The sequence below is a fragment of the Halorubrum cibi genome, assembly GCF_900182635.1.
Classification (GTDB): Archaea; Halobacteriota; Halobacteria; order Halobacteriales; family Haloferacaceae; genus Halorubrum; species Halorubrum cibi.
On record NZ_FXTD01000001.1, the window covers coordinates 1 to 21397 of the forward strand.

25 protein-coding genes are annotated in these 21397 nt (G+C 68.7%); 11 read left to right on the forward strand and 14 right to left on the reverse strand.

All coding sequences use genetic code 11. From position 1 onward, the window contains the following. Positions 1-465: 465 nt before the first annotated feature. On the reverse strand, positions 466-795 hold the full coding sequence (locus FN829_RS00010) for a non-histone chromosomal MC1 family protein (RefSeq protein ID WP_142473242.1): 330 nt from the start codon (positions 793-795) through the stop codon (positions 466-468). 290 nt (positions 796-1085) lie between these two features. On the opposite strand from FN829_RS00010, the gene FN829_RS00015 reads away from it, so the two are divergent. Beyond that, the gene (locus FN829_RS00015) at positions 1086-1289 is read left to right on the forward strand and encodes an AbrB/MazE/SpoVT family DNA-binding domain-containing protein (protein ID WP_008001971.1); all 204 of its coding nucleotides are present in this window, start codon (positions 1086-1088) and stop codon (positions 1287-1289) included. 120 nt (positions 1290-1409) lie between these two features. Further along, a complete protein-coding gene (locus FN829_RS00020; protein ID WP_142473243.1) occupies positions 1410-2468 on the forward strand; it encodes a quinone-dependent dihydroorotate dehydrogenase in 1059 nt (352 codons plus the stop codon). Between the two features lie 18 nt (positions 2469-2486). On the opposite strand, the gene FN829_RS00025 is transcribed toward FN829_RS00020, so the two are convergent. Both FN829_RS00025 and FN829_RS00030 read right to left on the reverse strand, forming a co-directional pair. Then, positions 2487-5132 (reverse strand): valine--tRNA ligase, encoded by a 2646-nt coding sequence (locus tag FN829_RS00025; RefSeq protein ID WP_142473244.1) that lies wholly within the window; start codon positions 5130-5132, stop codon positions 2487-2489. A gap of 470 nt (positions 5133-5602) precedes the next feature. Continuing rightward, positions 5603-6280 (reverse strand): class I SAM-dependent methyltransferase, encoded by a 678-nt coding sequence (locus FN829_RS00030; protein WP_142473245.1) that lies wholly within the window; start codon positions 6278-6280, stop codon positions 5603-5605. Positions 6281-6392: 112 nt separating this feature from the next. Here FN829_RS00030 and FN829_RS00035 point away from each other — a divergent pair, with 112 nt between their 5' ends. Continuing rightward, positions 6393-6833, forward strand: a complete 441-nt coding sequence (locus FN829_RS00035) for a DUF2391 domain-containing protein (RefSeq protein ID WP_142473246.1) — start codon at positions 6393-6395, stop codon at positions 6831-6833. A 28-nt stretch (positions 6834-6861) separates the two neighbouring features. Here FN829_RS00035 and FN829_RS00040 read toward each other — a convergent pair whose 3' ends face one another. Continuing rightward, the gene (locus tag FN829_RS00040; protein ID WP_142985425.1) at positions 6862-7377 is read right to left on the reverse strand and encodes a magnesium transporter; all 516 of its coding nucleotides are present in this window, start codon (positions 7375-7377) and stop codon (positions 6862-6864) included. A 116-nt stretch (positions 7378-7493) separates the two neighbouring features. After that, complete coding sequence (locus FN829_RS00045) at positions 7494-8066, reverse strand: magnesium transporter (protein WP_142473247.1); 573 nt, start codon at positions 8064-8066, stop codon at positions 7494-7496. Positions 8067-8184: 118 nt separating this feature from the next. On the opposite strand from FN829_RS00045, the gene FN829_RS00050 reads away from it, so the two are divergent. Further along, positions 8185-8763, forward strand: coding sequence for a DUF7090 family protein (locus tag FN829_RS00050; protein ID WP_142473248.1), 579 nt, complete (start codon positions 8185-8187; stop codon positions 8761-8763). A gap of 16 nt (positions 8764-8779) precedes the next feature. Here the strand turns inward: FN829_RS00050 and FN829_RS00055 are convergent, their stop codons facing one another. Both FN829_RS00055 and FN829_RS16500 read right to left on the reverse strand, forming a co-directional pair. Next, positions 8780-9619 (reverse strand): DUF7089 family protein, encoded by an 840-nt coding sequence (locus tag FN829_RS00055; RefSeq protein WP_142473249.1) that lies wholly within the window; start codon positions 9617-9619, stop codon positions 8780-8782. Further along, positions 9619-9717, reverse strand: a complete 99-nt coding sequence (locus FN829_RS16500; protein WP_425498812.1) for a hypothetical protein — start codon at positions 9715-9717, stop codon at positions 9619-9621. Before FN829_RS16500 ends, FN829_RS00055 begins: the two co-directional genes overlap by 1 nt. A gap of 137 nt (positions 9718-9854) precedes the next feature. Here FN829_RS16500 and FN829_RS00060 point away from each other — a divergent pair, with 137 nt between their 5' ends. After that, positions 9855-10253: a hypothetical protein gene (locus FN829_RS00060; protein ID WP_142473250.1), complete on the forward strand. Its 399-nt coding sequence runs from the start codon at positions 9855-9857 to the stop codon at positions 10251-10253. A gap of 39 nt (positions 10254-10292) precedes the next feature. Here the strand turns inward: FN829_RS00060 and hemB are convergent, their stop codons facing one another. From hemB to FN829_RS00070, 3 genes are all read right to left on the reverse strand, one after another. Continuing rightward, entirely contained in the window at positions 10293-11273 is a 981-nt protein-coding gene (gene hemB, locus FN829_RS00065) for a porphobilinogen synthase (protein WP_142473251.1), read from the reverse strand. Positions 11274-11351: 78 nt separating this feature from the next. Continuing rightward, entirely contained in the window at positions 11352-11522 is a 171-nt protein-coding gene (locus FN829_RS15735) for a DUF6757 family protein (protein WP_185955646.1), read from the reverse strand. Positions 11523-11602: 80 nt separating this feature from the next. Then, positions 11603-12424 carry a PHP domain-containing protein gene (locus tag FN829_RS00070; protein WP_142473252.1) on the reverse strand — a complete coding sequence of 274 codons (822 nt, stop codon included), beginning with the start codon at positions 12422-12424 and terminating at the stop codon, positions 11603-11605. 169 nt (positions 12425-12593) lie between these two features. On the opposite strand from FN829_RS00070, the gene FN829_RS00075 reads away from it, so the two are divergent. Then, positions 12594-12878, forward strand: a complete 285-nt coding sequence (locus FN829_RS00075) for a DUF5789 family protein (RefSeq protein ID WP_066412806.1) — start codon at positions 12594-12596, stop codon at positions 12876-12878. 751 nt (positions 12879-13629) lie between these two features. Here the strand turns inward: FN829_RS00075 and FN829_RS00080 are convergent. Continuing rightward, a complete protein-coding gene (locus FN829_RS00080; RefSeq protein WP_142473253.1) occupies positions 13630-14679 on the reverse strand; it encodes a DUF5784 family protein in 1050 nt (349 codons plus the stop codon). A gap of 132 nt (positions 14680-14811) precedes the next feature. Between FN829_RS00080 and FN829_RS15740 the strand changes: the two genes are divergently transcribed. Continuing rightward, positions 14812-14979 (forward strand): DUF5786 family protein, encoded by a 168-nt coding sequence (locus tag FN829_RS15740; protein ID WP_221929814.1) that lies wholly within the window; start codon positions 14812-14814, stop codon positions 14977-14979. 43 nt (positions 14980-15022) lie between these two features. On the opposite strand, the gene FN829_RS00085 is transcribed toward FN829_RS15740, so the two are convergent. Continuing rightward, on the reverse strand, positions 15023-15697 hold the full coding sequence (locus FN829_RS00085; RefSeq protein ID WP_142473254.1) for a DUF7530 family protein: 675 nt from the start codon (positions 15695-15697) through the stop codon (positions 15023-15025). Further along, complete coding sequence (locus FN829_RS00090; RefSeq protein ID WP_142473255.1) at positions 15694-16632, reverse strand: NAD(P)H-binding protein; 939 nt, start codon at positions 16630-16632, stop codon at positions 15694-15696. Before FN829_RS00090 ends, FN829_RS00085 begins: the two co-directional genes overlap by 4 nt. Positions 16633-16746: 114 nt before the next feature. Between FN829_RS00090 and FN829_RS00095 the strand changes: the two genes are divergently transcribed. From FN829_RS00095 to FN829_RS00110, 4 genes are read left to right on the forward strand one after another with little or no spacing between them, the layout of a single operon-like run. Then, complete coding sequence (locus tag FN829_RS00095) at positions 16747-17658, forward strand: MBL fold metallo-hydrolase (RefSeq protein ID WP_142473256.1); 912 nt, start codon at positions 16747-16749, stop codon at positions 17656-17658. A gap of 29 nt (positions 17659-17687) precedes the next feature. Then, on the forward strand, positions 17688-18293 hold the full coding sequence (pspAB, locus tag FN829_RS00100; RefSeq protein ID WP_142473257.1) for a PspA-associated protein PspAB: 606 nt from the start codon (positions 17688-17690) through the stop codon (positions 18291-18293). Between the two features lie 4 nt (positions 18294-18297). Further along, entirely contained in the window at positions 18298-18810 is a 513-nt protein-coding gene (locus FN829_RS00105) for a hypothetical protein (protein WP_142473258.1), read from the forward strand. 39 nt (positions 18811-18849) lie between these two features. Further along, entirely contained in the window at positions 18850-19482 is a 633-nt protein-coding gene (locus FN829_RS00110) for an IMPACT family protein (protein WP_142473259.1), read from the forward strand. Positions 19483-19713: 231 nt separating this feature from the next. Here FN829_RS00110 and FN829_RS00115 read toward each other — a convergent pair whose 3' ends face one another. Next, the gene (locus FN829_RS00115; protein WP_142473260.1) at positions 19714-21330 is read right to left on the reverse strand and encodes a DNA-directed DNA polymerase II small subunit; all 1617 of its coding nucleotides are present in this window, start codon (positions 21328-21330) and stop codon (positions 19714-19716) included. Positions 21331-21397 lie beyond the last annotated feature (67 nt).

A 21397-nucleotide genomic window follows, 5' to 3' on the forward strand; every position in this document is an offset into this window, starting at 1 on the left:
GAGTCCGGTCTCACCGGCGACCCGGATGACACCGAACGTCCACGGCTCACATCAGATCTCCTCTTACGCCGGAGCGCAGGGGGCGAAATCCTCATCCTTCGCGGACCTGAGTGTTGTCCAGCATGGGTCATAAACCCATCGGACTCCGTCGGTCCTGCGAAACCGGGCCGAGTTGAACGGCCCGAGTTCGCGATGCGTTCTTCGCATTCCATTCGAATCGGGGTATACATTTAACCCCGTCGGAACGCGTCGACCGGCCGCCGAAGCGGCCGGCCGCTACCCCCACCGCGGGGGCCTTCGCATTCCATTCGAATCGCGGTGTACACTTAACCCCGTCGAACCGAACCCGCCACGTCATGCGGTTTCATGGCGCGAAAGACGGCTCGGGTGAGGGCTCCCCCGACGCGTGGCTGGCCGGTCGAGGTGAAAGAAACACGGATCGACGGGAGCGGACGGGTGGACGAGCTACTCCTCGTCGAGGTACTCGATACCCTGTTTCGAGACGTTCGCCTTCGTGATGTCGTCGAGGTCGTTGAGCCAGAAGTCCTCGTCGGCGTCGTCGACCTCGGGAGCGCTGTCCTTCCACGCCCACCCCTCATACTCGTGGACCTTCTTCGTCCCCTTCTCACGAAGTCTGAGCGTGATTCGTTCCGCCTCTTCCTCTGAGGGGCCGGGATCAAGGGTTCGAGCTGCCTTGAGCGCGGCCTGTCTCGGCATGTTCCCGGAGAACTCGCTCGGTTCCGACCCGTCCTCCTCTCGGAGAGCGAAATTTCGCTTACCGTCTTCACGTACCATGGTTTTACCTCCGTGTCAACTCAACACACAGCCCGTAATAAATATATCGGCGAAATGAAAGCTGATCGGCACGTCATTTATAACTACGTCCGGGTGGGCTGGCGATTTCGAGACGGAGTCGACGATCGGCCGCTCGGGACGGGCAGCATCTACCGAACACCGGAAACCGGACGTGCGATCCCTCATGCGCGCTCCCGGTGGTCGCTTCCGGAGGAGGAGCGTTCTCGCATCAATTCTGGTAAACAACACTTATATGTCTCCTGTGGCGAAGTGCGAGCCATACATCCGCGATGGTTCGCAAAAAGAAGCTCAGTCCGAGTGGCGCCAAAGACGACGACGGGGAGTACCACAACGTTCACGTGAACCTCCACGAGGACGAGCTCGCCGTCGCCGGAATGGAGATCGGGGACGAGGTGTTCGTTCGCGTCCGCGACGGGAAGATCATCATTCAGAAGGCCGACTCCGACCCCGAACAGCTCGAACACGACTTCTGAGACCATCGCGATCCGCCGCCGCTTCCGGGGATCTCCTTGCCGCGCTCGGATCGAACACCTCCGCGGCTGCGATATCGGCGGGTCGGCGGATTGATACCGGACGACGACGAGAACCGATCGATGGGTCTCTACGACCTCGTGAAGCCGGCGTTGTTCGCGCTGCCGGCCGAGACGGCACACACCGCGGGACACCGCCTCCTCCGAGAGGTACAGGGCACTCCGATGGAGTCGGTCATCCGAGAACGATACACGGTAGAGAACGAGCGGTTGCGGGTGAACGCCTTCGACCTCTCGTTCCCGAATCCGATCGGCGTGGCCGCCGGGTTCGACAAGAACGCCGAGGTGCCGCGGGCGCTCGCCGCGCTCGGGTTCGGCCACGTCGAGGTGGGCGGGGTGACCGCCGAGGGCCAACCGGGGAACCCCCGACCGCGGCTGTTCCGGCTCCGCGAGGACGGCGCGTTGATCAACCGGATGGGGTTCAACAACGAGGGCGCGGACGCCGTCGGCGACCGCCTCGACCGGGAGCCGATGCCGGACGTGCCGGTCGGTATCAACATCGGGAAGTCGAAGTCGACGCCGCTCTCTGAGGCGGCCGACGACTACCTGTACACCTACGAGCGCGTCGCCGGTGCGGGCGACTACTTCGTCGTCAACGTCTCCAGTCCCAACACGCCCGGCCTCCGCGAGCTACAGAACCGCGAGGCGCTCGAGGAGATACTCGAAACGCTCTCGGAGGCGGGCGCGTCTCCGCTTCTGGTCAAGCTCTCGCCCGATCTCCCGCGGGAAGCGATCGCGGACGCGCTCGCCGTCGTCGACGACCTCGACCTCGACGGCGTGATCGCGACGAACACGACCGTCTCGCGTCCGGACACGCTCGAGAGCCCGAACCGCGCGGAACGAGGTGGACTCTCGGGGAAGCCGATCGAGGACGTCTCCACCGATCTGGTCCGGTTCGTCGCGGAGCAGACCGACGTGCCGGTCGTCGGCGTCGGCGGCGTCTCCGACGCGGCGGGCGCCTACGAGAAGATCCGTGCCGGGGCGTCGGTGGTCCAGCTGTACACCGCCCTCGTCTACGAGGGTCCGAGGCTCGCTCGTGCGATCAATCGGGAACTGCTCGACCTGCTCGACCGCGACGGGTTCGAGACCGTCGAGGACGCGGTCGGCGCGGACCTCGAGTGATCGGGGCGGAGCCGGCGATCAGGCCTCGACCGCGTTCCGGACGATGACGACGACGTCCTCGGCGTCGAGCAGGTCGCCCTCGCCGGCGTACTGCCTTTCCTCCTCGATCGAGAACTCCCCGTCCTCCAGCGTTACGCCCGCGACGTGGAGCTCGTCGCCGTCGATCTCGTAGTCGCCGTCCGCGAGCGCGGCGTCGATGTCGCCGACGCGGTCGCCGTATTTCGGCCCGACCGTGGCGTAATCGAGGTCGATCCCCGTGACCACCGTCTCGACGGGCGCCTCGGCGTCCGGGTGGACCTCCAGATCCTCGACGTGCATCACACCGGTGACGTCGTCCTCGAACCCGCGGACGTCGGCGTACACCTCGACCGCGTCGAGGTCGGCGTTGAGCGGGAGCTGGTTCTCGCTTTTGTACCGGCGGAGCGCGCCCACGACCGCCATCGCGGCGCGGCCCGCGTCGGCGTCGGCATCGAGCCCGAGCGGCACGGGCCAGTCGGCGAGGTGTACCGAGTCGGTCGCGCCCTCGCTCGTGGCGTTCCCCTCGGCGGCGTCCGCGTACATGTCCTGCCACAGCTCCTCCGTGACGTGCGCGAGCACGGGCGCGAACAGCTTCAGGAACCGGCGGTGGGCGGTCCGGAGGGTGTACGCGGCCGAGGCGTCCTCGCGCTGTTTGGCGATCTCGAGGTAGTCGTCACAGAACGTGTTCCAGAAGAAGCTCCGGAGCCCGTCGCGAGCCTTCGAGAACTCGCGGTTCTCCAGCCGCCCCGTGAGCGTCTCGATCTCGCGGTCGAGCTCCGCGAGCAGCCAGCGGTCGATCTCGCGGAGGCCGCCCTCGGGCTCGTCGGGGTACGGCTCGGGCGCGAGCGACTCGACCAGCTTCGAGGCGTTCCACAGCTTCCGGATGAGCTTCTCGCCCGCGCGGAGTCCCTTCTCCTGGTAGGGGAGGTCGTCGCCGATCGCGGAGCCGGACGCCCAGTACCGGGCGGCGTCGACGGGGTACTCCTCCAACACCGCGTCGGGGTCGACGACGTTCCCCTTCGATTTCGACATCTTCTCGCGGTTCTCGTCGAGCACCATCCCGTTGATCATCGTCGATTCGAACGGCACCTCGCCGGTGTGCTCGTAACACTTGATCACGGTGTGGAACAGCCAGAAGGAGATGATGTCGTGGCCCTGCGGTCGGACGTCCATCGGGTAGATCTCCGGGCGTTCCATGCCGAACTCGCCGGCCGCCTCGTCGTAGTCCCAGCCGGCGTTGATCAGTGGGGTGAGAGAGGAGGTCGCCCACGTGTCGAGGACGTCGTCTTCGGCGATGAACTCCCCGTGGCCACACTCCGGACAGGCGTCGACTGGCGGGTCGTCGGAGAGCGGGTCGACGGGGAGATCGGCCTTCTCGGCGACGATCTCGTGGTCACAGTCGGCGCAGTACCAGACGGGGAACGGGATCCCCGAGGAGCGCTGGCGGGAGATGAGCCAGTCCCACTGGAGTCCCTCGACCCAGTGTTGATACCGCGTGAACATCTTCTCGGGGAACCACTCCATCTCGCGGCCCGCCTGGAGGTACTCCTCGCGCTTGTCGAGCACCTCGATGTACCACTGCTCGGTGACGAGGAACTCGACGCTCGTCTCACAGCGCTCGTGGACGTTGACGGTGTGGGTGATCTCCCAGCGGTCGAGGAGCGCGCCGGCCTCCTCGAGGTCGGAAACGATCGCCTCGCGGGCCTCCGAGGAGTGGAGCCCCTCGTACTCGCCCGCCACGTCGGTCATGTGGGCGGACTCGTCGATGGCGACCCGGAGGTCCAAGTCGTGCGCCTGGTACCACTCGATGTCGTTCTGGTCGCCGAAGGTACAACACATCACGATACCTGAGCCCGTCTCCATGTCGACGCGGTCGTCGGCGATGATCGGGACCTCGTGGCCGAACAGCGGGACCTCCGCCTCGCGACCGACGAGGTCCTGGTTCCCCTCGTCGTCGGGATGGACGAAGACGGCGACGCAGGCGGGGAGCAGTTCGGGTCGCGTGGTGGAGATGGTGAAGGCGTCCGCGCTTCCGGCGACCCCGAACTCGATGTCGTGGAAGTGCGAGTCGCGCTCGTCGTCCTCGGTCTCGACCTGCGAGATGGCGGTCTCGCACTCGGGACACCAGATCGCCGGGGCCTCCTGGCGGTACTCGCGACCCTTCTCGTAGAGGTCGATGAAGGAGAGCTGGGAGACGCGCTGGACCTCGGGAGAGATGGTGCGATAGGTGTTGTTCCAGTCGATGGAGAGGCCGACCCCCTGCATCTTCTCGGTGAACTCCTCCTCGTACTCCAGGCACACCTCCCGGCACTTTCGCTGGAACTCGCGGCGCTCGAAGTCCTGGTGGCGGACGTCGAGTTCGCGCTCGGTGAGCCGCTCGGAGGCGATGCCGTTGTCGTCGTATCCGAACGGGTAGAACACCTCGCTGTCGTACATGCGGTGGAACCGGGCGACGACGTCCTGGAGGATCGAGCCGTACACGTGGCCCCAGTGGAGGCTCCCGGAGACGGTCGGTGGCGGGGTGTCGATGGAGAACGCGGTGTTCGGATCGACGGGGTCGTCGGGGTACGCGTACGTCTCCTCGTCGACCCATCGCCGCTGCCAGTGCGGCTCGGCGGTGTCGGGGTCGTACTCTCCGCTGGGCATTATCGGGTGGGATTTCCCGTGGTTCCCTCTTAACGGCCTCGGTTACGCCGGAACCGCGGCGGTCGGTGTAACAGCGGTCGGTGTGATTGTGATGATTGATCTGGCGCGCGCGAGCAACGCGCGCGAGGGAGGCGGGCCGGCCGGCGCAGTTGCGGTGCGGTTTCGTGCCGGCCGGCTCGCCGAGGTTGGGGAGGCGTGAGGTGCGGTGCTGGGCGGGTGGGACTCAAAGGGGCAGCCACGAGGAGGCCGGAGGCGACGTAAGCACCACAGAGAGCGAGCAACGCGAGCGATGAGGAGCGCAACGAGCGTCCGGCCTCCTCGTGGCTGGGGCTTTGGACGTGTTCGTCGCGCCAGCAACCGAGTATAGCCGAGCGGCTGGGGCTTTGTGGGTGTTCACTGCGACAGAAACGACCTATGGCCGAGCAATTGGGACTTTGGAACCGTCCAATGCTTCGAAACCGACGTTCGGATCAAGGCGCGACGCCGACCGTCAGAAGCGTCCCCCACGTCCGGTAGCGGTCGACCATCGCCTCGCGGCTCTCCCAGTTTTCCGTCGGGAACGCCGACTTCTCCGGGATCTCGGTCTCCTGGTCGGGGATCGCGTCCTGCTCGGCGACGTACAGCCCGGCCTCGCGGAACGCCTCCCGGTACTCCGCGCGGCTCCACAGCGTCATGTCGATCGAGATGTTCTCCTGCCACGCGTGGGTCTGCTCGCTCTCGGCGAAGTAGTTCACCGCACAGTAGAACGTCCCGCCGGGTTTCAACACGCGACGGACCTCCTCGAGGGTGTTTTTCGGGTTCGTCGCGTAGTAGAACGCCTCCATCGAGAACACGTGATCGACCGAGTCCTCGGCGAACGGGAGCGCGTCGAAGTCGCCCACGAGGAAGCCGACCGCGTCGTCGTCGGTGTACTCGCGGGCGTTCCGGGCCATCTCCGGCGCGCCGTCGAGACCGTAGCCGCGGCCGATGTCGCGTTCCCGGAGCGCCCGGAGCGCGTAGCCGGAGCCGGTTCCGAGATCGAGGACAGTGTCGCCCGGCTCCACCGGCATGCGTGCGAGGACGTGTTTCGCGGTGTGCCAGTGGCGGTCCTCCATCCCGCGGTCCTTCCCGGTGGCCGCCCACTCGTCGAACTCCTCTCTGACGCTCATACGCGGAGGACGGCCGCAGGGGACAAAACCGGATCGACGGCGGCTGGGGAGCCGACGCGAACGGCGACAGCGCGAGCGACGCGTTTTTCTCCCGAGGCCGGGTGGTCGGGGTATGAAACGCCCGAACCTCCGACGGCCGCGGTTCCGGGTCGCCGACTCCGCCCAGCAGATGGTCGGCGGGTTCCTCCTGGCCGGGCCGTTCGTGGTCACCGAGGAGGTGTGGGTGCTCGCGAGCGGGATGAACGGGCTCCAGGCGCTCCTCACGACGGTCATGGTCGCCGCGATCGGGTACGCGACGCTGTACCGCGCGGACACCGGACGAGACCCCGAGTCCGAACCCGAGGTCATCGGGATCCCGATCCGGTTCCTCTCGTTGATGACCGTCTCGTTCGGGTCGGTGATCGTGCTCGCCGTCCTCTTCGACGCGCCCGACACGTTCCTCATCGAGCGGGGCGTTACGGGGACGGATCTGTGGGTGACGACCGCCAAGGCGGTCTCCGTCGGCGCGGTCTTCAGCGTCGTCGGGGCCGCGACCGCCGACAGCGTGTTCTGACCCGAGGTCGCCGCCCGACCGGACGCGCTCACACCACGACGGCGACGACCGCGAACAGGATCAGTACGCCCGCGACGTCACACACGTTCGTCACGACGGGGATCGTCGTGTCGTCGGGGTTGAGCCCGGCCCGATAGGAGACCTCGACGGCGACGACGCTCGCGACCACGACGAGCACCGCGAGGAGCATCCCTGAGACGAGCGCGATCAGGAGCACGCGGGCGAGCGCGAGCGTCCCGCCGAGCGCGACGCCGATGGCCCACGCCGCGACGCCGACGAGCCCGAAGACGGTCCCCGCGAGCGCGAAGACGGCGGTCACGTTGGCGCGGACGTCAGGGTTCGAGAGCCGCGGCTCGTAGGTCCCGAGGTACAGCTGCGTGGTGAGCCGCGAGCAGGTGATCGACGCGAGGTTCCCGGCCGTGCCGATCTGGACCGGGAGCAGGACGAGGAGCGCGGGGTACTGTAGCAGGGTCGCCTCGAAGCTGTCGAGGACCGTACCTGAGACCAGCTGGAGGATCGACAGCCCCGCGAGAAGCGGGATCATCGTCCGAACGATGCGGCGGATCGACCACTCGTCGACGACGGTCGACCCGTCGGGATAGCCGGGGGTGCCGGAGGCCGCGAGTTCATCGGACGACCCCGGTCCCTCGGGAGCGTCGCTCACGTGATCACCCCCACGACGTAGATCCCGACGAGCAGGAAGAAGACGCCGAAGACGTCACCGAGCGTCGTCACGACCGGGCCGATCACGTTGTCGGGGTTGAGCCCGCGCCGGTACCCGGCGAAGATGACGGTGATCAACACCGAGAGCATCAGAACCGCCGACAGGAAACCGGCGACGAGCATGATGCCGACGAGCTCGAGCAGGTTCCCCCGGCCGCCGGAGAGGACCAGCGTGAGGGACGTGATGACCGCGATGAACACGGAGACCGACATCCCGTTGATGAAGGAGGCGACGATGGCGTTCGTGAGCCGCCGGTCGAGCGCGAACGTCGGTTCGATCACCCCCTGGTGGAGGCCCGTCGAGAGCCGAGCTCCGAGCGAGCCGTAGACGCCGCCGCGGGTCGCGAGAAACGCCGGGAGCAGGAGCAGAATGCCGGGGACGCTCTCGATGCCGGAACGCATGGTCTCGGAGCCGAGGATCGTGCCCGCGAACAGCCCGGCGACGAGGCTGACGAGCACGACGGGGAGCGCCTGGCGGTAGATCTCCCGCGCGCTTTCGTGACCGTCCATGCGGACGTACCGACGAGAGGGGTCGTGAAAAGCCGTCCGGCGGCGGGCGCGTCGGGGAGCGGTCAGACGGATCGGTTCCGGACCGCACCGTTAAGTCGATCCGGCCGGTTCCCCGTGTATGGACTACGCGCTCGCCGTCGAGAACGGACCCGAAACGATCCCAGGGGGGACGGGACTCCTGCTCGTCCACCCGAGCATCGGCGAGACTGACCGGATCGACACGGACTTCCTGAAGACCGACACCGACGCGTTCCTCGTCGTCTCGACGCGGACGACGGCGCGCGAGGTCGAACAGAAGCTCGAGTACTACGACGTCGACGAGGAGAAGGCGACGATCCTCGACACCCTCTCCGTCGAGCGGGGGTACTCCCGGCGCTCCTCCGACGACGTCTACTACGTCTCCGCCCCCGACGACCTCGACGGCGTGGTCGACCGCGTCGAGCGGTTCCTGAAAGAGACCGAGGGGAAGCGACGCGTCTCCGTCGATTCGCTCACCGAGATGGCGTACTACGCGGACGACGACGCCGTCTACGAGGCCGCGGCGGAGATCCTCGACCTGTTGAAAGCACACGACGCGGTCGGCATCTTCCACCTCTCCGAGGAGGTCCACGAGGTGGCGACGCTCGACCGCTTCCGGGAGCTCTTCGACGGGGTCATCTCGCTCGACGGCGACGGCGACGTCGACGTGGACCTCTGAGCCGCCGACTGCTCCGCTACTCCTCGCGGATCGACGCGAACGTCTTCTCCGCCCACTTCACCGCGTAGGGGGCGCCTCGGTCGCGGTACGCCGCGGTGTCCAGCGCGGCGAACGGCGCGGGGAGGTCAAGCCCGTGTCGAACCGCGGAACAGGCGTACTCGGTCGCGCTCGCGAAGTCGGTCTCCCCGCGGGCGACTTCCCTCGGGAGGTCGGCGAGCCGTCCCTCCAGCCGCTCGCCGGCGTCGGTCCACGCGTCGTACAGCCGGGGGGACTCCCCCTCCCACCCGGCGAAGACCTCGCGGGTGTGGAGGCCGATCCACGCGTCGTACAGCGCGGTCGCGACCTGGAAGACCTCCGCGGCGCCCGAATCCGGTCGCCGGACCGCCGCGTCGAGGTCGCGGTATCGCGGCCCGAAGAAGGGGAGGAACGTCTCGGGAAGCCGGTCAGCGGGTTCCTCGGACGAGGCGACCGTCCCCGCGGCCGGTTCGATCCCGACCTGAACCAGCCGGTCGGCGATCAGAAAGGCGAGGAAGTCTTCGGGCGTCCCCTCCGCGCGGCGCTTGAGGAGGACCGCCTGCGGCTCCGTCTGCGTCGTGCGGACCGCGGTCCCGGCTCCGGGAAGCCCGACGGTGAACGTCGGTCCCGCGTACCGGCGGAGGGTCTCCGGAGCGTCCGACGGAAGCCAGTCGTCGGGACACGAAAACGGTGCGAGCCCGTCGACGAACAGTCCGAGGTCCTCCGCGGCCGCGGGCGGCAGCGTCTCGAACTCGGCGTCGACGTCGAGGACCGGCGATCCGGGCGCGTGACGGTCGCGAACCGCCGCCAGGTCGGCGTCGAGATCGCGAGCCGAGAACATCACCCGGCCGTCCCGAAGACGTACGAGAGGATGATAAGCACCGCGAGCGCGGCGGAGATCCCGACCGTGCCGAGGACGATCTTGGTGGATTTGCTCATGGTGGAGACGTGCGCGCCGGCGTGTTAAATTCATTCGGTCGGCGACCGCGGCGAGCGCTCCGTGAGGTAGTGCGGCGGGGGGCGTTCGGGGAGGCGTCCGCCCGCGGACTTAACCGGCCGGCCGAGAGACGACGGGTATGCGGATCCGTGACGCGCTCGAGTCGGACGCCGAGGCGCTCGCCGACGCGACCGACCGACCGGCGGACGTGCTCGTGGACACCGTACACGACCGAACCGTCAGGGTCGCGATCGACGATCGCGACGGGGACGAGATCGACGGCTTCGTCGCGTTCGACGTCCGCGCGGGGACCGTCCACGTGACCGACCTCGCCGGGACGCGTCCGGCGCTCGAGCGGCTGATCGAGGAGCCGAAGCGGTTCGCGAGACGCGAGGGGATGGACGTGGAGGCGGTCGTCGTCGACGGCGAGGAGCGCCGTGCCGACGCCCTCGAGGCCGCCGGGTTCGCGGCCGCGGGATCGGGACCGCGCTTCGAGGGGAGAGCGACGACGCGGTTCCGGCTCGGACGCGACGAGTGACGGGATCGATCGACGAGACCGTCGCGACCGACGGGCCGCTTACAGCCGGTCGGCGAGGTCCTCCGCGAAGTAGGTCACGATCAGGTCCGCGCCGGCGCGCTTGAGCGAGAGGAGCGACTCGTAGGCGACCGCCTCCAGATCGAGCCACCCCTTCTCGGCGGCGGCGTGGAGCATGGCGTACTCGCCGGAGACGTTGTAGGCGGCGATCGGCCGGTCGAACTCCCGGCGGAGGTCCGAGACGACGTCGAGGTACGGGAGCCCGGGCTTCACCATCAGCACGTCCGCGCCCGCCTCGGCGTCGAGTCGGGCCTCCCGGAGCGCCTCCCGGCGGTTGGCGGGGTCCATCTGGTAGTGCCGGCGGTCGCCGAAGGCGGGCGCGCCGTCGGCGGCGTCGCGGAACGGCCCGTAGAAGGCCGACTCGTACTTCGCGGCGTAGCTCATGAGCGCCACGTCCTCGTGACCCGCGTCGTCGAGCGCCGAGCGGATCGCCCCCACCTGTCCGTCCGCCATCGCCGAGGGTGCGACCATGTCCGCGCCGGCGTCGGCCTGCGACACCGCGGTCTCGGCGAGCAGTTCCAGCGTCTCGTCGTTCCGCACCGTCAGCGTCGGGTCGGTCTCGGCATCCTCCTCGATCACGCCGCAGTGGCCGTGGTCGGTGTACTCACACAGGCAGACGTCGCCGATCACGTACGCGTCGGTCGACTCCGAGATCCGGCGGATCGCTCGCTGAACGACGCCGTCGGCGGCGTACGCGCGGGTGCCTTCGGGGTCCTTGGTCTCGGGGATCCCGAAGAGGATGACCGCCTCCACTCCCGTATCGCGGACCTCCTCGACGCGCGCGACCGCCTCCTCGACGGGGACGCGCTCGTGGCCCGGCATCGACTCGATCGGCACGCGCTCGTCAGTCGTCGCGTCGACGAAGACGGGCGCGACGAGGTCGGACGCCGACAGCGACGACTCGCTGACGAGCGGGCGGATCCCGTCTGAACGGAGCCGTCGCGGGCGGTCGGTGGGATACATACTGGCGGGTTGGTCGCGGACCGTCTTTTAGCGTTCGTTCGCGCACGACCGGATCGAAAAAGCCGGTCTGTGGACGCGTCACTCGCTCTCTCGAGATTCGACGTCGAGTCGGTCCGAGAGCGCCGCCAGCCCCTCGTCGTCGGCCAGTTCCTCGACGCGATCGCGGAAGTGCTCGGCGCAGAGCCCCACGACGACGCCGGCCTGTTCGGCCTCGTAGGCGGCCTCGCGGTCGCAGTAGTGACACCGCATGTCGATCCCTCGGTCGCGCCGAGAGTTAACCTTGTTCCTCGGTCGAAGTCTCCCGCTTCTCGCGGGAGCCCGAAGGCCGCTCAGCGGGGGTCCGGCAGTCGCTCGCGAACCGGCGCGAACGCCGGGGGGGCGAGTCCGGCCGCGCCCAGAGTCCGCTCGTGAGCATCGCTCCCACCCGTCGCAAGCAGGTCCGCGTCGTCGACGACCGCGTCGATTCGGTCGGCGTCGACCGGTCGACCGTAGGGGTAGAAGCGTTCGATCGCGTCGAGATCGCGGGCGATCTCGAGCGCGGCGTCGACGTCCTCGTAGCGGAACGGGTGCGCGAGCCCGACGAGCGCGCACGCCTCCCGGAGCAGTTCGACGCCCCGGTCGAGACCGGTCACGTCGCGGGCGACGTAACACGGGCCGTCGTTGCCGATCAGCTCGTCGAAGGCCTCGCCGTAGTCGTACGGCGCGGCCGACGCCTCGATCGCGCGGGCGATGTGCGGCCGGCCGAGGCCGGGGCGGGGCTCCACGTCGAGGTCGACGCCGAGCCGCTCTTCGACGCGCCGGAGGATCGCCGCGCCGCGCTCCCTCCGATCCCGCTGGAGCCGGTCGGTCTCGGCGTCGAGCGCGTCGGTGTGCTCGACGGCGTACCCCAGCAGGTCGAGCCGCTCGAAGCCGGCGTCGACGCGGAGCTCGATCCCCCGAACGATCCGGATCCCGTCGCGCTCGACCACGGGCGCGTCGATGCCGGGGTGGATCCGGTCGTGATCGGTGACCGCGACCCAGTCGAGTCCGGCCTCGCGGGCGGCCGCCGGGACCTCGTCGATGGTCAGCGTCCCGTCGGAGACGGTGGTGTGGGTGTGGAGGTCGGCGACGAGATCGCCGTTGGTCACGGAGCCGGATGTTTCGGCGGTCATACCGCCGATTCTCGCCGGGTCCACTAAGCAACGGCGGAACCGAATCGGGCGCAGTCGTGCGAATTCATGACGTGTGTCGCACGCGGTATTATGACGTATAAGGAAGTAACATCCGACTAAGGTTGATCATGGACAATCATTAAGAACCTCCGGCGATTCGGCGTAATTGATGCGCTTGAACGGCGTCGACGACCGGATCGAACGGCACCAGTTCCCGACTACCTCCGAAGAGCTGATCGCGGCTCACGGAAACGCCACCGTAGAGCTCGCCGACGGCTCGGAGCGGATCGGGGACGTGCTCGAGCGGTTCGGCGATCAGACGTTCGACGCGCCCGAGGAGGTCTTCGACACGCTGCGGGCCGGCGTCTGTCACCGCGGCGTCGGCCGACGGTTCTACTCGGACCGCGACCCGACGACGGACGGGGAGAACGGCCCGCAGCCGGTCTCATTCTGAGGCCGCGACGGCCGTATCGGTTCGTTTTTCGCGACGCTTCACGGCGAGCCGCAGTACCGTCACCGACGGTCGAGTGAACCGAGTCCAGCGGAGCCACCCGATCGCGTCCGCTGACGTTCTATTTTCGAATCCGATTACGGATGAAACGCCCGGTAGAACGGGCGTGCTTATAGAGCGGGTGTTTCATGAGAGAATCGGATAGATAGAATGAGAGCGTTGCTGTCGCGGTGAACGTCTCCAAAGCCCCAGCCGCGAGGAGGCCGTACGCTCGCTGAGCTCCTCGGTCGCTCGTTACACTTGCTCCCTCCGGTGCTTACGTCGCCTACGGCCTCCTCGCGGCTGCCCCTTTGAGTCCCACCCGACCGCAACCGCCCAGCACCTCACGCCTCCCCAGCCTCGCGGCTTCCTCCGCTTCGCTTCGGTCGCCGCGTCCCTCGCGGGCGGTTCGTGGTCGCCATAGGCGACCACTCACCGGCGCAGGGCGAGAGCGAAGCTCTCGCTTGAAGCCGGCGGCAGAGCCGCCGGCGACGCCACCGCATCGGCGATCGCTCGTTCCTTCACCTGTATTGAACAGTAGGGATCGAGCATCCGCGAGCGGAGCGAGCGGTTCACCGACGGAGCCGTCGAAGACGGCGGAGTCGGCTTTTTCCCTCCAGGTTTTTCGAGGAGCGGTTCCCGAAGCGAACGCAGTGAGCGCCGGGTACCCAACGAGAAAAAGGTGGAAGGGTACCCGACGAGAAAAAGGTGGAGTTCAGTCGATCCACTCGACGGCCGGTGAGAGGTCGATCGGCACCGACCCCTTCCGGTAGGCCTCGATCCGGCCGCTCGGGCGGGCGCGGAGGACGACCGCGGGCCGGTGGCGCACGTCCGGCTGCGCGTCGCGGACCGCGGCCCAGTCGTCGTCGGGGAACGACGAGCAGTCGACGAACAGGGTCGCCCCGCCGCCGTGCGCCTCCAGCTGGCCGCTGGTCTTCGTCTCCACGGTGTCGCGGACGGCGGCGACCGGTCCGGACGCCGACCGAGTCGCGACCGGCTGCGGCCGGGTGACCTCGACGAGCGAGCCGGTCCCCGTGTCGGGGTCGGTCGCGCGGAAGTCGAGCGAGTGGCCGGTCGTTACCTCTATCTCGGGGGTCAACGCGTACCCCGAATCCGAGATGAGCTTCGCGGCCGTGAACTCCGCGACGGTCGCGCTCATCCGGACGAGGTCCATCGAGGTGGAGGTGCCGAGTTTGCCCGCCATCGTCTCGCGGTACTCGTCGAGGATGCCGGGGCGCAGGAGCCGTTCGACGTAGCCGGTACCCTCCTCGCGGGTCGCGTCGGGGAAGCCGGCGGCGTGGTCACGGAAGAACGCCCTGGTCGTCTCCGCGCCGTCCTTCGAGCAGAACACCGGGAGGAAGAACCACGAGACGTGCGGATAGTCGGCGAGCCACGGCTCGTCGTCGTGAAGGCCGGCGAGCAGTTCCCGCTGTGCCCACCGCGAGACGGGGTAGGGTACCTCCCCGAAGCCGTACTTCTCCGTGCGCCAGAGGTCGCTCGGCGTCTCCGTGTTGCCGAGCCAGTAGCCGACGGGGCCGCCGCTCGCGCCCGACGGCGGGTCGGCGTCGTCGTCGGTCCAACAGAACAGCGCCCACGAGCCGTCGTCCATGTCGAACCGCCGCGCCTCGTACCGAGCGGGCGACTTGAACCACGGGTCGCTCGCGGTCGCGCCGAGGTTCTCGTCGAGCGGGCGTTCGATCCGCGAGCGGGCCCGGTTCCCGTCCCACCGACCGGGAGCGCGCCTGAATCGGAGCGGTTGTGCCACGCGTCCGCTACCGCGCGGCTCGGCTAAGGGCTTCCGGTGAGCCGATCGCGAAGATATCACGGATGAGAAACGTACGCGAATTCGCCGACAGGTATATGTATGAGAGTTGCTAAGTGAAGCTGTACCATGTCAATGGGTGCCTATGACGAAGCGGAACACGAGCGTCGTGAGCAGAAGACGAGTGCCGTCGATGCCGATTTCGACGCCGAGCGGCCGGAGTATTCGGGTTCGCTCACGTACGACTCCGGCGACTCCGCGGAGGCACTCCTCGACAAGTTCCAGGAGATGAAAGGCGAGTAGGCGAAGCCGGTTTTCTCGGGAGTTTCGGCGATTCCTTCGACGATCAGCGGCTGGTGAGGAGGATCGCGGCCGAACAGACGACGGCGACCGCGAGCACGTGGCCGACGACCGCACCGAGCAGGATCGGTTCCTCGAGGAGGAACGGAGTCAGCGCCAGCTGTACCGCCGAAAAGACGACGTTCTCCGCGTCGAGGCGCCGGGCGATCGCGGCGTCCTCAGGCGAGAGGTCGACGTGGACCGCCCGCCAGAGCGCGACGACCGCGCTCCACCAGGAGGTGCCGATCCGGTAGGTGAGATCCCAGAGGACGAGGAGGGTGACGTACACCACCGGCGCGGGCGGGCGCGGACCGAAGAGCCGCCCGAGCAGCGGCCCGTCCCAGACGAAGAGGTACGTCACCAGCGCGATGAACGCGAGCACCCCCAACACAATCTCGATGCTCGACCCGAACAGCAGCCGCTTGTGCTCCGGCGGCGTCGAGAGCAGTCGGTTGCTCTCGCCGAGCCGGTGCATCTCGACGCTGCCGACCGCGGCCACGAGCACCGCGACCGTCCCCGCGAGCACCGCGTTCCACAGCCCGTAGTACCAGCCGAGAGCGAGGACGGCGGCCTCGAAGAGGACGAACTGGATGGCGACAGCGGCGCGCCGCGATATCGACAGTCCGGGGATCCCCCCGACGAGGCTCTCGTACACCCACGTCTCGCCGTAGCTCCGGCTCACGAGGTCTCCTCCGACTCGCGCGCGGGCGATCCCGCCGCCCGTTCGGCGTCGAGCGCGCGAGCCACGGCGAGGTCGAACGGGGTCGCCTCGACGGGAACCAGCTCGCGGATCCGGTCGTCCTCGACGACCACCGTGTTGCGGAGCCCCTCGACGAGCGAGCGCGCGAGGTAGGGGTTCACGTCGGTGACGAGACGGAGCCACCGGGCGGACAGTCCCGGACTCAACACGGGCACGCGAACGATACGGAGGCCGTGACCGAACTGCCGGCGAGTCCGTCGGAGGATCTCCGCGTACGTCAACACCTCCGGCCCGCCGATCTCGTAGGTGTCACCGGCGGTCTCGGGGACCTCGAGGACGCCGGCGAGATACGCGACCACGTCGTCGATCGCGATCGGCTGACAGAGCGTGTCGACCCACTTCGGGGTGATCATGAGCGGGAGCCGGCCGGCGAGCCCGCGGATCACCTCGAAGCTGGCGCTGCCCGCGCCGATCACGATCGCGGCCCGCAGCGTCGTCAGCGCGTACGACCCCTCCGCGAGGACGCGCTCGACCTCGCGTCGGGAGCGGAGGTGTTCGGAGAGACCGTCGCGGTCCTCGCCGAGCCCGCCGAGGTAGACGACGCGGGAGACGCCCGCCGCGGAGGCCGCCTCCGCGAAGTTCCGCGCGCAGTTCCGGTCGCGTTCCTCGTATCCGGGGCCCCCGTCCATCGAGTGGACGAGGTAGTAGGCGGCGTCGACGGATCCGCCGTCGACGCGAAACGCGGGCGGGAGGCTCCCCGGATCCAGGAGGTCGCCCTCGACGACCCGGACGCCCGCCGGCGGGACGTACCCGTCTGCGTCGCGGACGATCGTGACTACCTCGTGTCCGCGGTCGAGCAGCGCCGGGACGAGCCGACGCCCGACGAACCCGGTCGCGCCGGTAACGAGCACGCGCATACTCGGTGGAGGGTCGGCGCGACCATAAGCCCCCGCACGGGTCGAGGACCGCCCAGTGGAGCAGGATCGGCGGTCGACCGATCAGTAAAAGAGCCTGGCCGTCGGCGGACCCGTATGAACGCTGGCGAGTTCGAGCCGGTTAGCGGCGTACCGGACTTGTACGTCCACGACACGGGAATGTTCGACACCGACGAATACGGGTCGGTGTACGTGTACGACGCCGAGCGTCCCGCGGTGATCGACACCGGCACGGGGGCGAACCGGGAAGCGCTGTTCGAGACGATCGATGAGATCGGCATCGGCGTCGACGAGCTGGCGTGGATCGCTCCGACGCACGCCCACCTCGATCACGCCGGCGGCGCGGGCCACCTGGCCGCGCGGTACCCGAACGCCGAGGTGACGGTCCCGGAGCGGGGCGTCCGACACCTCGTCGATCCGGACAGACTCGTCGCCGGGACGAAGTCGGCGGTCCGCGAGCAGTGGACGTACTACGACGAACCCGAACCCGTCCCCGAAGAGCGGATCACGGGGCTCGCCGATGACGACCGGATCGACTTGGGCGACCGCGAGCTCGTCGTCCACGGCGCGCCCGGACACGCGCCCCACCACGCGGTGTATCACGACCCGGACGCCGGCGTCGTCTTCACCGCGGACGCCGCGGGCATCTACGTCCCCGAGATCGATTCGGTCCGCCAGACGACCCCGCCGCCGCAGTTCGACCTCGATCAGTGCCTCCGCGACATCGCGATGATAGCCGACCTGGAGCCCGAGTACCTCTGTTTCGGCCACTTCGGTCCGCGCGAGTACGATCCCGACCTGCTCGAGGAGGCGAAGCGGGCGTACGTCGAGTGGGTGGAGGCGGTCCGCGCGAAACGCGAGGAGCTGGACGACGACGGGGCGGTCGTCGAACACTTCGAGGAGACGAGCACCGACGTCGAGTTCTGGAATCCCGAGCGCGCCCGCGCCGAGGCGAGCCTGAACGCCCGTGGCGTCCTGGCGTTCCTCAACCGGGGAGAAACGCCCTAATCCCCCCGTCGCCTAGGTGGGTCCAACCGATGGGCATCTTCGATACGATCCGCGCCGTGTTCGGGACGAGCGCCGAGACGGACGCGACCCGCGAGGCCGACCCCGAGGACCTCTTCGGGATGTCGACGGCGTACGTGACGATGGAGGCGGATCTCGGCTACGACCACGTCGGCGAGGCCGCGCTCTGTTTCTCCGGGGTCGACAGCACCCGATTCGACGACGCCGTCTCGATGGTCGAGGAGATCCTCGCGGCCGGCGAGATCGAGACCGGGACGGGCTTTCACCGCCACGAGGACGACCACGGCTACCACTGGTTCGTCCTCGAGGACGACGACCCCGAGGACCTCGTGACGAGCGTCCACTTCGCCGCGGATCAGTTCATCGAGGAGGGGTTCGGCTCGCGGCTCCTCGCGGCCGTCTTCGGCTTCGAGAACGGCGACGGTCGCGCCTACTGGATCTACTCGTTCCGCCGCGGGGCGTACTACCCGTTCGCGCCCGACGGGACGAGCGACCGGAATCAGCGCGCCGAGTTCAAGCTCCAGTCGGTCCTCGACGGGGAGCTCGGACTCGAGGACGACGAGTCCTACTGGTACCCGCTGTGGCCCGACGCTCCCGGGCGGCATCCCTGGGAGTGATCGGATGGCAGGAGACGGAATCCGGACGGACGGATCCGGGCGTTCGAAGAGCAGCGGCCGGAAGCGCGCGTTCCGGCTCGTGGCGGTCCAAGCGGCGACGGTGAGCGCGGCGACCCACCTGCTGTGGGCGTGGCCGCGACTGACCGGTCCGTCGGATCCGGCCGATCCCCGCCCGTACGTCTTCGTGCTCGCGGCCGCCTTCACCGCCGTCGTCGCGGCCGCGACGCTGCGAGCCGACGAGTACCGACGGCTGTACGCGCTCGGCGCGGGGACGCTCGCCGCCTACCTCGTCGGCTACGTGGCCTGGCACGGCGGGGGGACGGCCGCGGCGTTCTCGGCCGATCCGCTGGCGATCGTCGGGAAGACGGCCGAGGTCGTCGGCGTGGCCGCGTTCCTGGCGCTCTACCGGCTCGCGCCGCCGACGAGCGTCGTTGTGGCTCGTCGAGCGGGTGACGAGTTCGAGGGGAGCGAGCCGGACGGTGGCGAGCCGGAGAACGGCGGATCGGAGGACGGCTGACCGACACGACTTATTAGCCGAGCCCCGGATCGACGGGTAGTGAGCGACACCTACCGCACGGTCGCGGGGCGCGCGACGGCGACCTTCGAGGTCCGCGGCTCCGAGTTCCTCGGCCATGTCGCGCCGGCCGACACCGTCGAGGAGGCCGAGGCGTTCATCGAGGCCGTCAGGGCCGAGTACGCGGACGCGACGCACAACGTCCCGGCCTACCGGGTGCCCGCGGGCGAGGCCTCCGAACGGACGCCCGGATCGGAGGTCATGCTCCGCGAGTACGGCGACGACGACGGCGAGCCGAGCGGCTCGGCGGGGAAGCCGGCGTTGAACGTCCTCGAGAAGCGGGACCTCCGGAACGTCGCCAGCGTGGTCACGCGGTACTACGGCGGGACGAACCTCGGGGTGGGCGGGCTCGCCCGCGCGTACTCGCGGGCCGTCAAGGACGCGGTCGACGAGGCGGGCGTCGTCGAGGAGCGACCGCACCGCCGGCTGGTCGTGCGGACCGACTACGACGACTCCGGGACGGTTCGCGGCGTGATCGAGTCGACGGGCGTCGAGTTCGACGCCGACTACGACGAGCGGGTCCGGTTCGACCTTCGGATGCCGGTGGGCGACGTCGACGAGCTGGTGGAGCGGCTCAACGACGCGACGAGCGGGCGGGTCGAGATCGACCGGTGAGACCGGCCGAGATCGACCGGCGAGCGTCGGCCGAACCGAGTCGGCGAAACGTCGCTCGGGGAGAGATGGCGGACAGGCGACGCGGGGCGTCACGTGGTCCCGCGGCGGGGCGTCGCGCTCCCGTCCAGTGCGCCGCGGGCGACGATCAGGTCACGCCGGCTCTGGCTTCGGTTTCGGGGATAAACGTGTGGACGCCGATGCGGACCGCGACCGCGCGGGCGACGCGGATCCTCAGGTGAACTTCCGGACCGTCATCTCCAGCGTGTCGAGGTCGAGGATCGGCGCGTAACCCGCGTCGGGGTCGATGTTGACGGACTTCTGGAAGTCGGTCTGTGACTGCCAGCAGCCGGAGTTGACCGCGAGCACGTCGTGGTACTTCCCCCAGCCGAGCTTGTGGACGTGGCCGGTGTGGAACACGTCCGGCACGTCCTCGATCACGAGGTAGTCGCGCTCCTCGGGGGCCACGCGGGTGTGTCCGCCGAACTGCGGGGCGACGTGGCGCTTCTTGAGGAGTTGGTACATCGCCTTATGTGGCTCGTCGTAGCTGGCCTTCTCCTCCGGTAGCTCGGCGATGACCTCGTCGAGCGAGACGCCGTGGTACATCAACACCTCGACGCCCTCGACGGAGACCGTCGCGGGGTTCGAGACGATCCGCGCGTCGTGGACGTCCATGATCTCGCGGATCTCGTCGTTGAACCCGGGCTGCGGCTCCGCGAGCCGGACGGCGTCGTGGTTGCCGGGGATCATCACGATCTCGGTGTCGGCGGGGACCTCCTTGAGGTACTCCGCGAACAGCTCGTACTGCTCGTAGATGTCGACGACGTCCAGCTCCTCGTCCTGGTCGGGGTAGACGCCGACGCCCTCGACCATGTCGCCGGCGATGAGCAGGTACTCGACGGGCGCGGCCTCCGGCGTGTGGAGCCAGTCGGTGAACCGGCTCCAGGCGTCGGCGACGAACTCCTCGCTGCCGACGTGGATATCGGAGATCAGCGCGGCCTGGACGTGGCGGTCGGCCCCGCCGGTGACGCGGGTACGCGGGACGTCGGGGAAGTGGAGCGAGTCCGCGAAGAGGATCCCCGAGTCGTCCGCGAGCGTCCCCTCGACCGCGAGACACTCGTCCATGAGGATCTCGTCGACGACGTCGGCGAGTCCCTTGTCCTTCATCACGAGGGCGGGGAACGTTCCGGTCGTGTCCTCGAGTTCGATCAGCCAGTGGCCGGACTTGGTGGAGCGCACGTCGTTGACCAGACCGATCATCGCGGCGTCGCTGCCGCCCGGCATGTCGGCTATCGCCTCCGCGGGTCGGTGGTTGACGCGGCCGCGTAAGAGCCCGGAGAGTCGCTCGTAACGGTCGCGGAACGTCCGGACGAAGTCGGCGTACTCGCCGGTTCCCGTGCTGTGGCCCGTCATGTCGTTGCCGACCGCGAGCTCGCGGCGAGACGGGTCGCGGTCGTGGGCGGCGCCGCGGTGGTCCTCGTCGCTTCCGGGGTCATCGCGGCCGCCGGCTCGGTCGTCGGCGCCGACGCCCGCGGTCGGCCCCGTCTCGTTCGCGACCCCTGACCCCTTCGTTTCAACTGGAGATCCGTCGTCGTTGACGGGCGTAGCGGAGGGTTGTCCGGACGGAGCACCGTCCGAGCCGTCGTTCGAGACGGGTCCGCGATCGTCGAGGGCGGCACGGACGTGGTCGGTCGTGATCCGGAGCGCGTCGTCGGGGGCGGCCTCGACGGCGGCCTCGAGCGCCGCGGCGGCGTCGTCGGCACCGGCCAGGAGGGTCACGGCCTCGCGTTCGGCGTTGTAGCCACGGCTGGCGAGTTCGCCCACGATCCGCGCGTTCGACTCCAGCGGCACGAACCGACGGAGGGGGGAACGAGTCAAAACGGTTCCGGAGCGGGGAGCGGCCGAACACCGCCGAGGG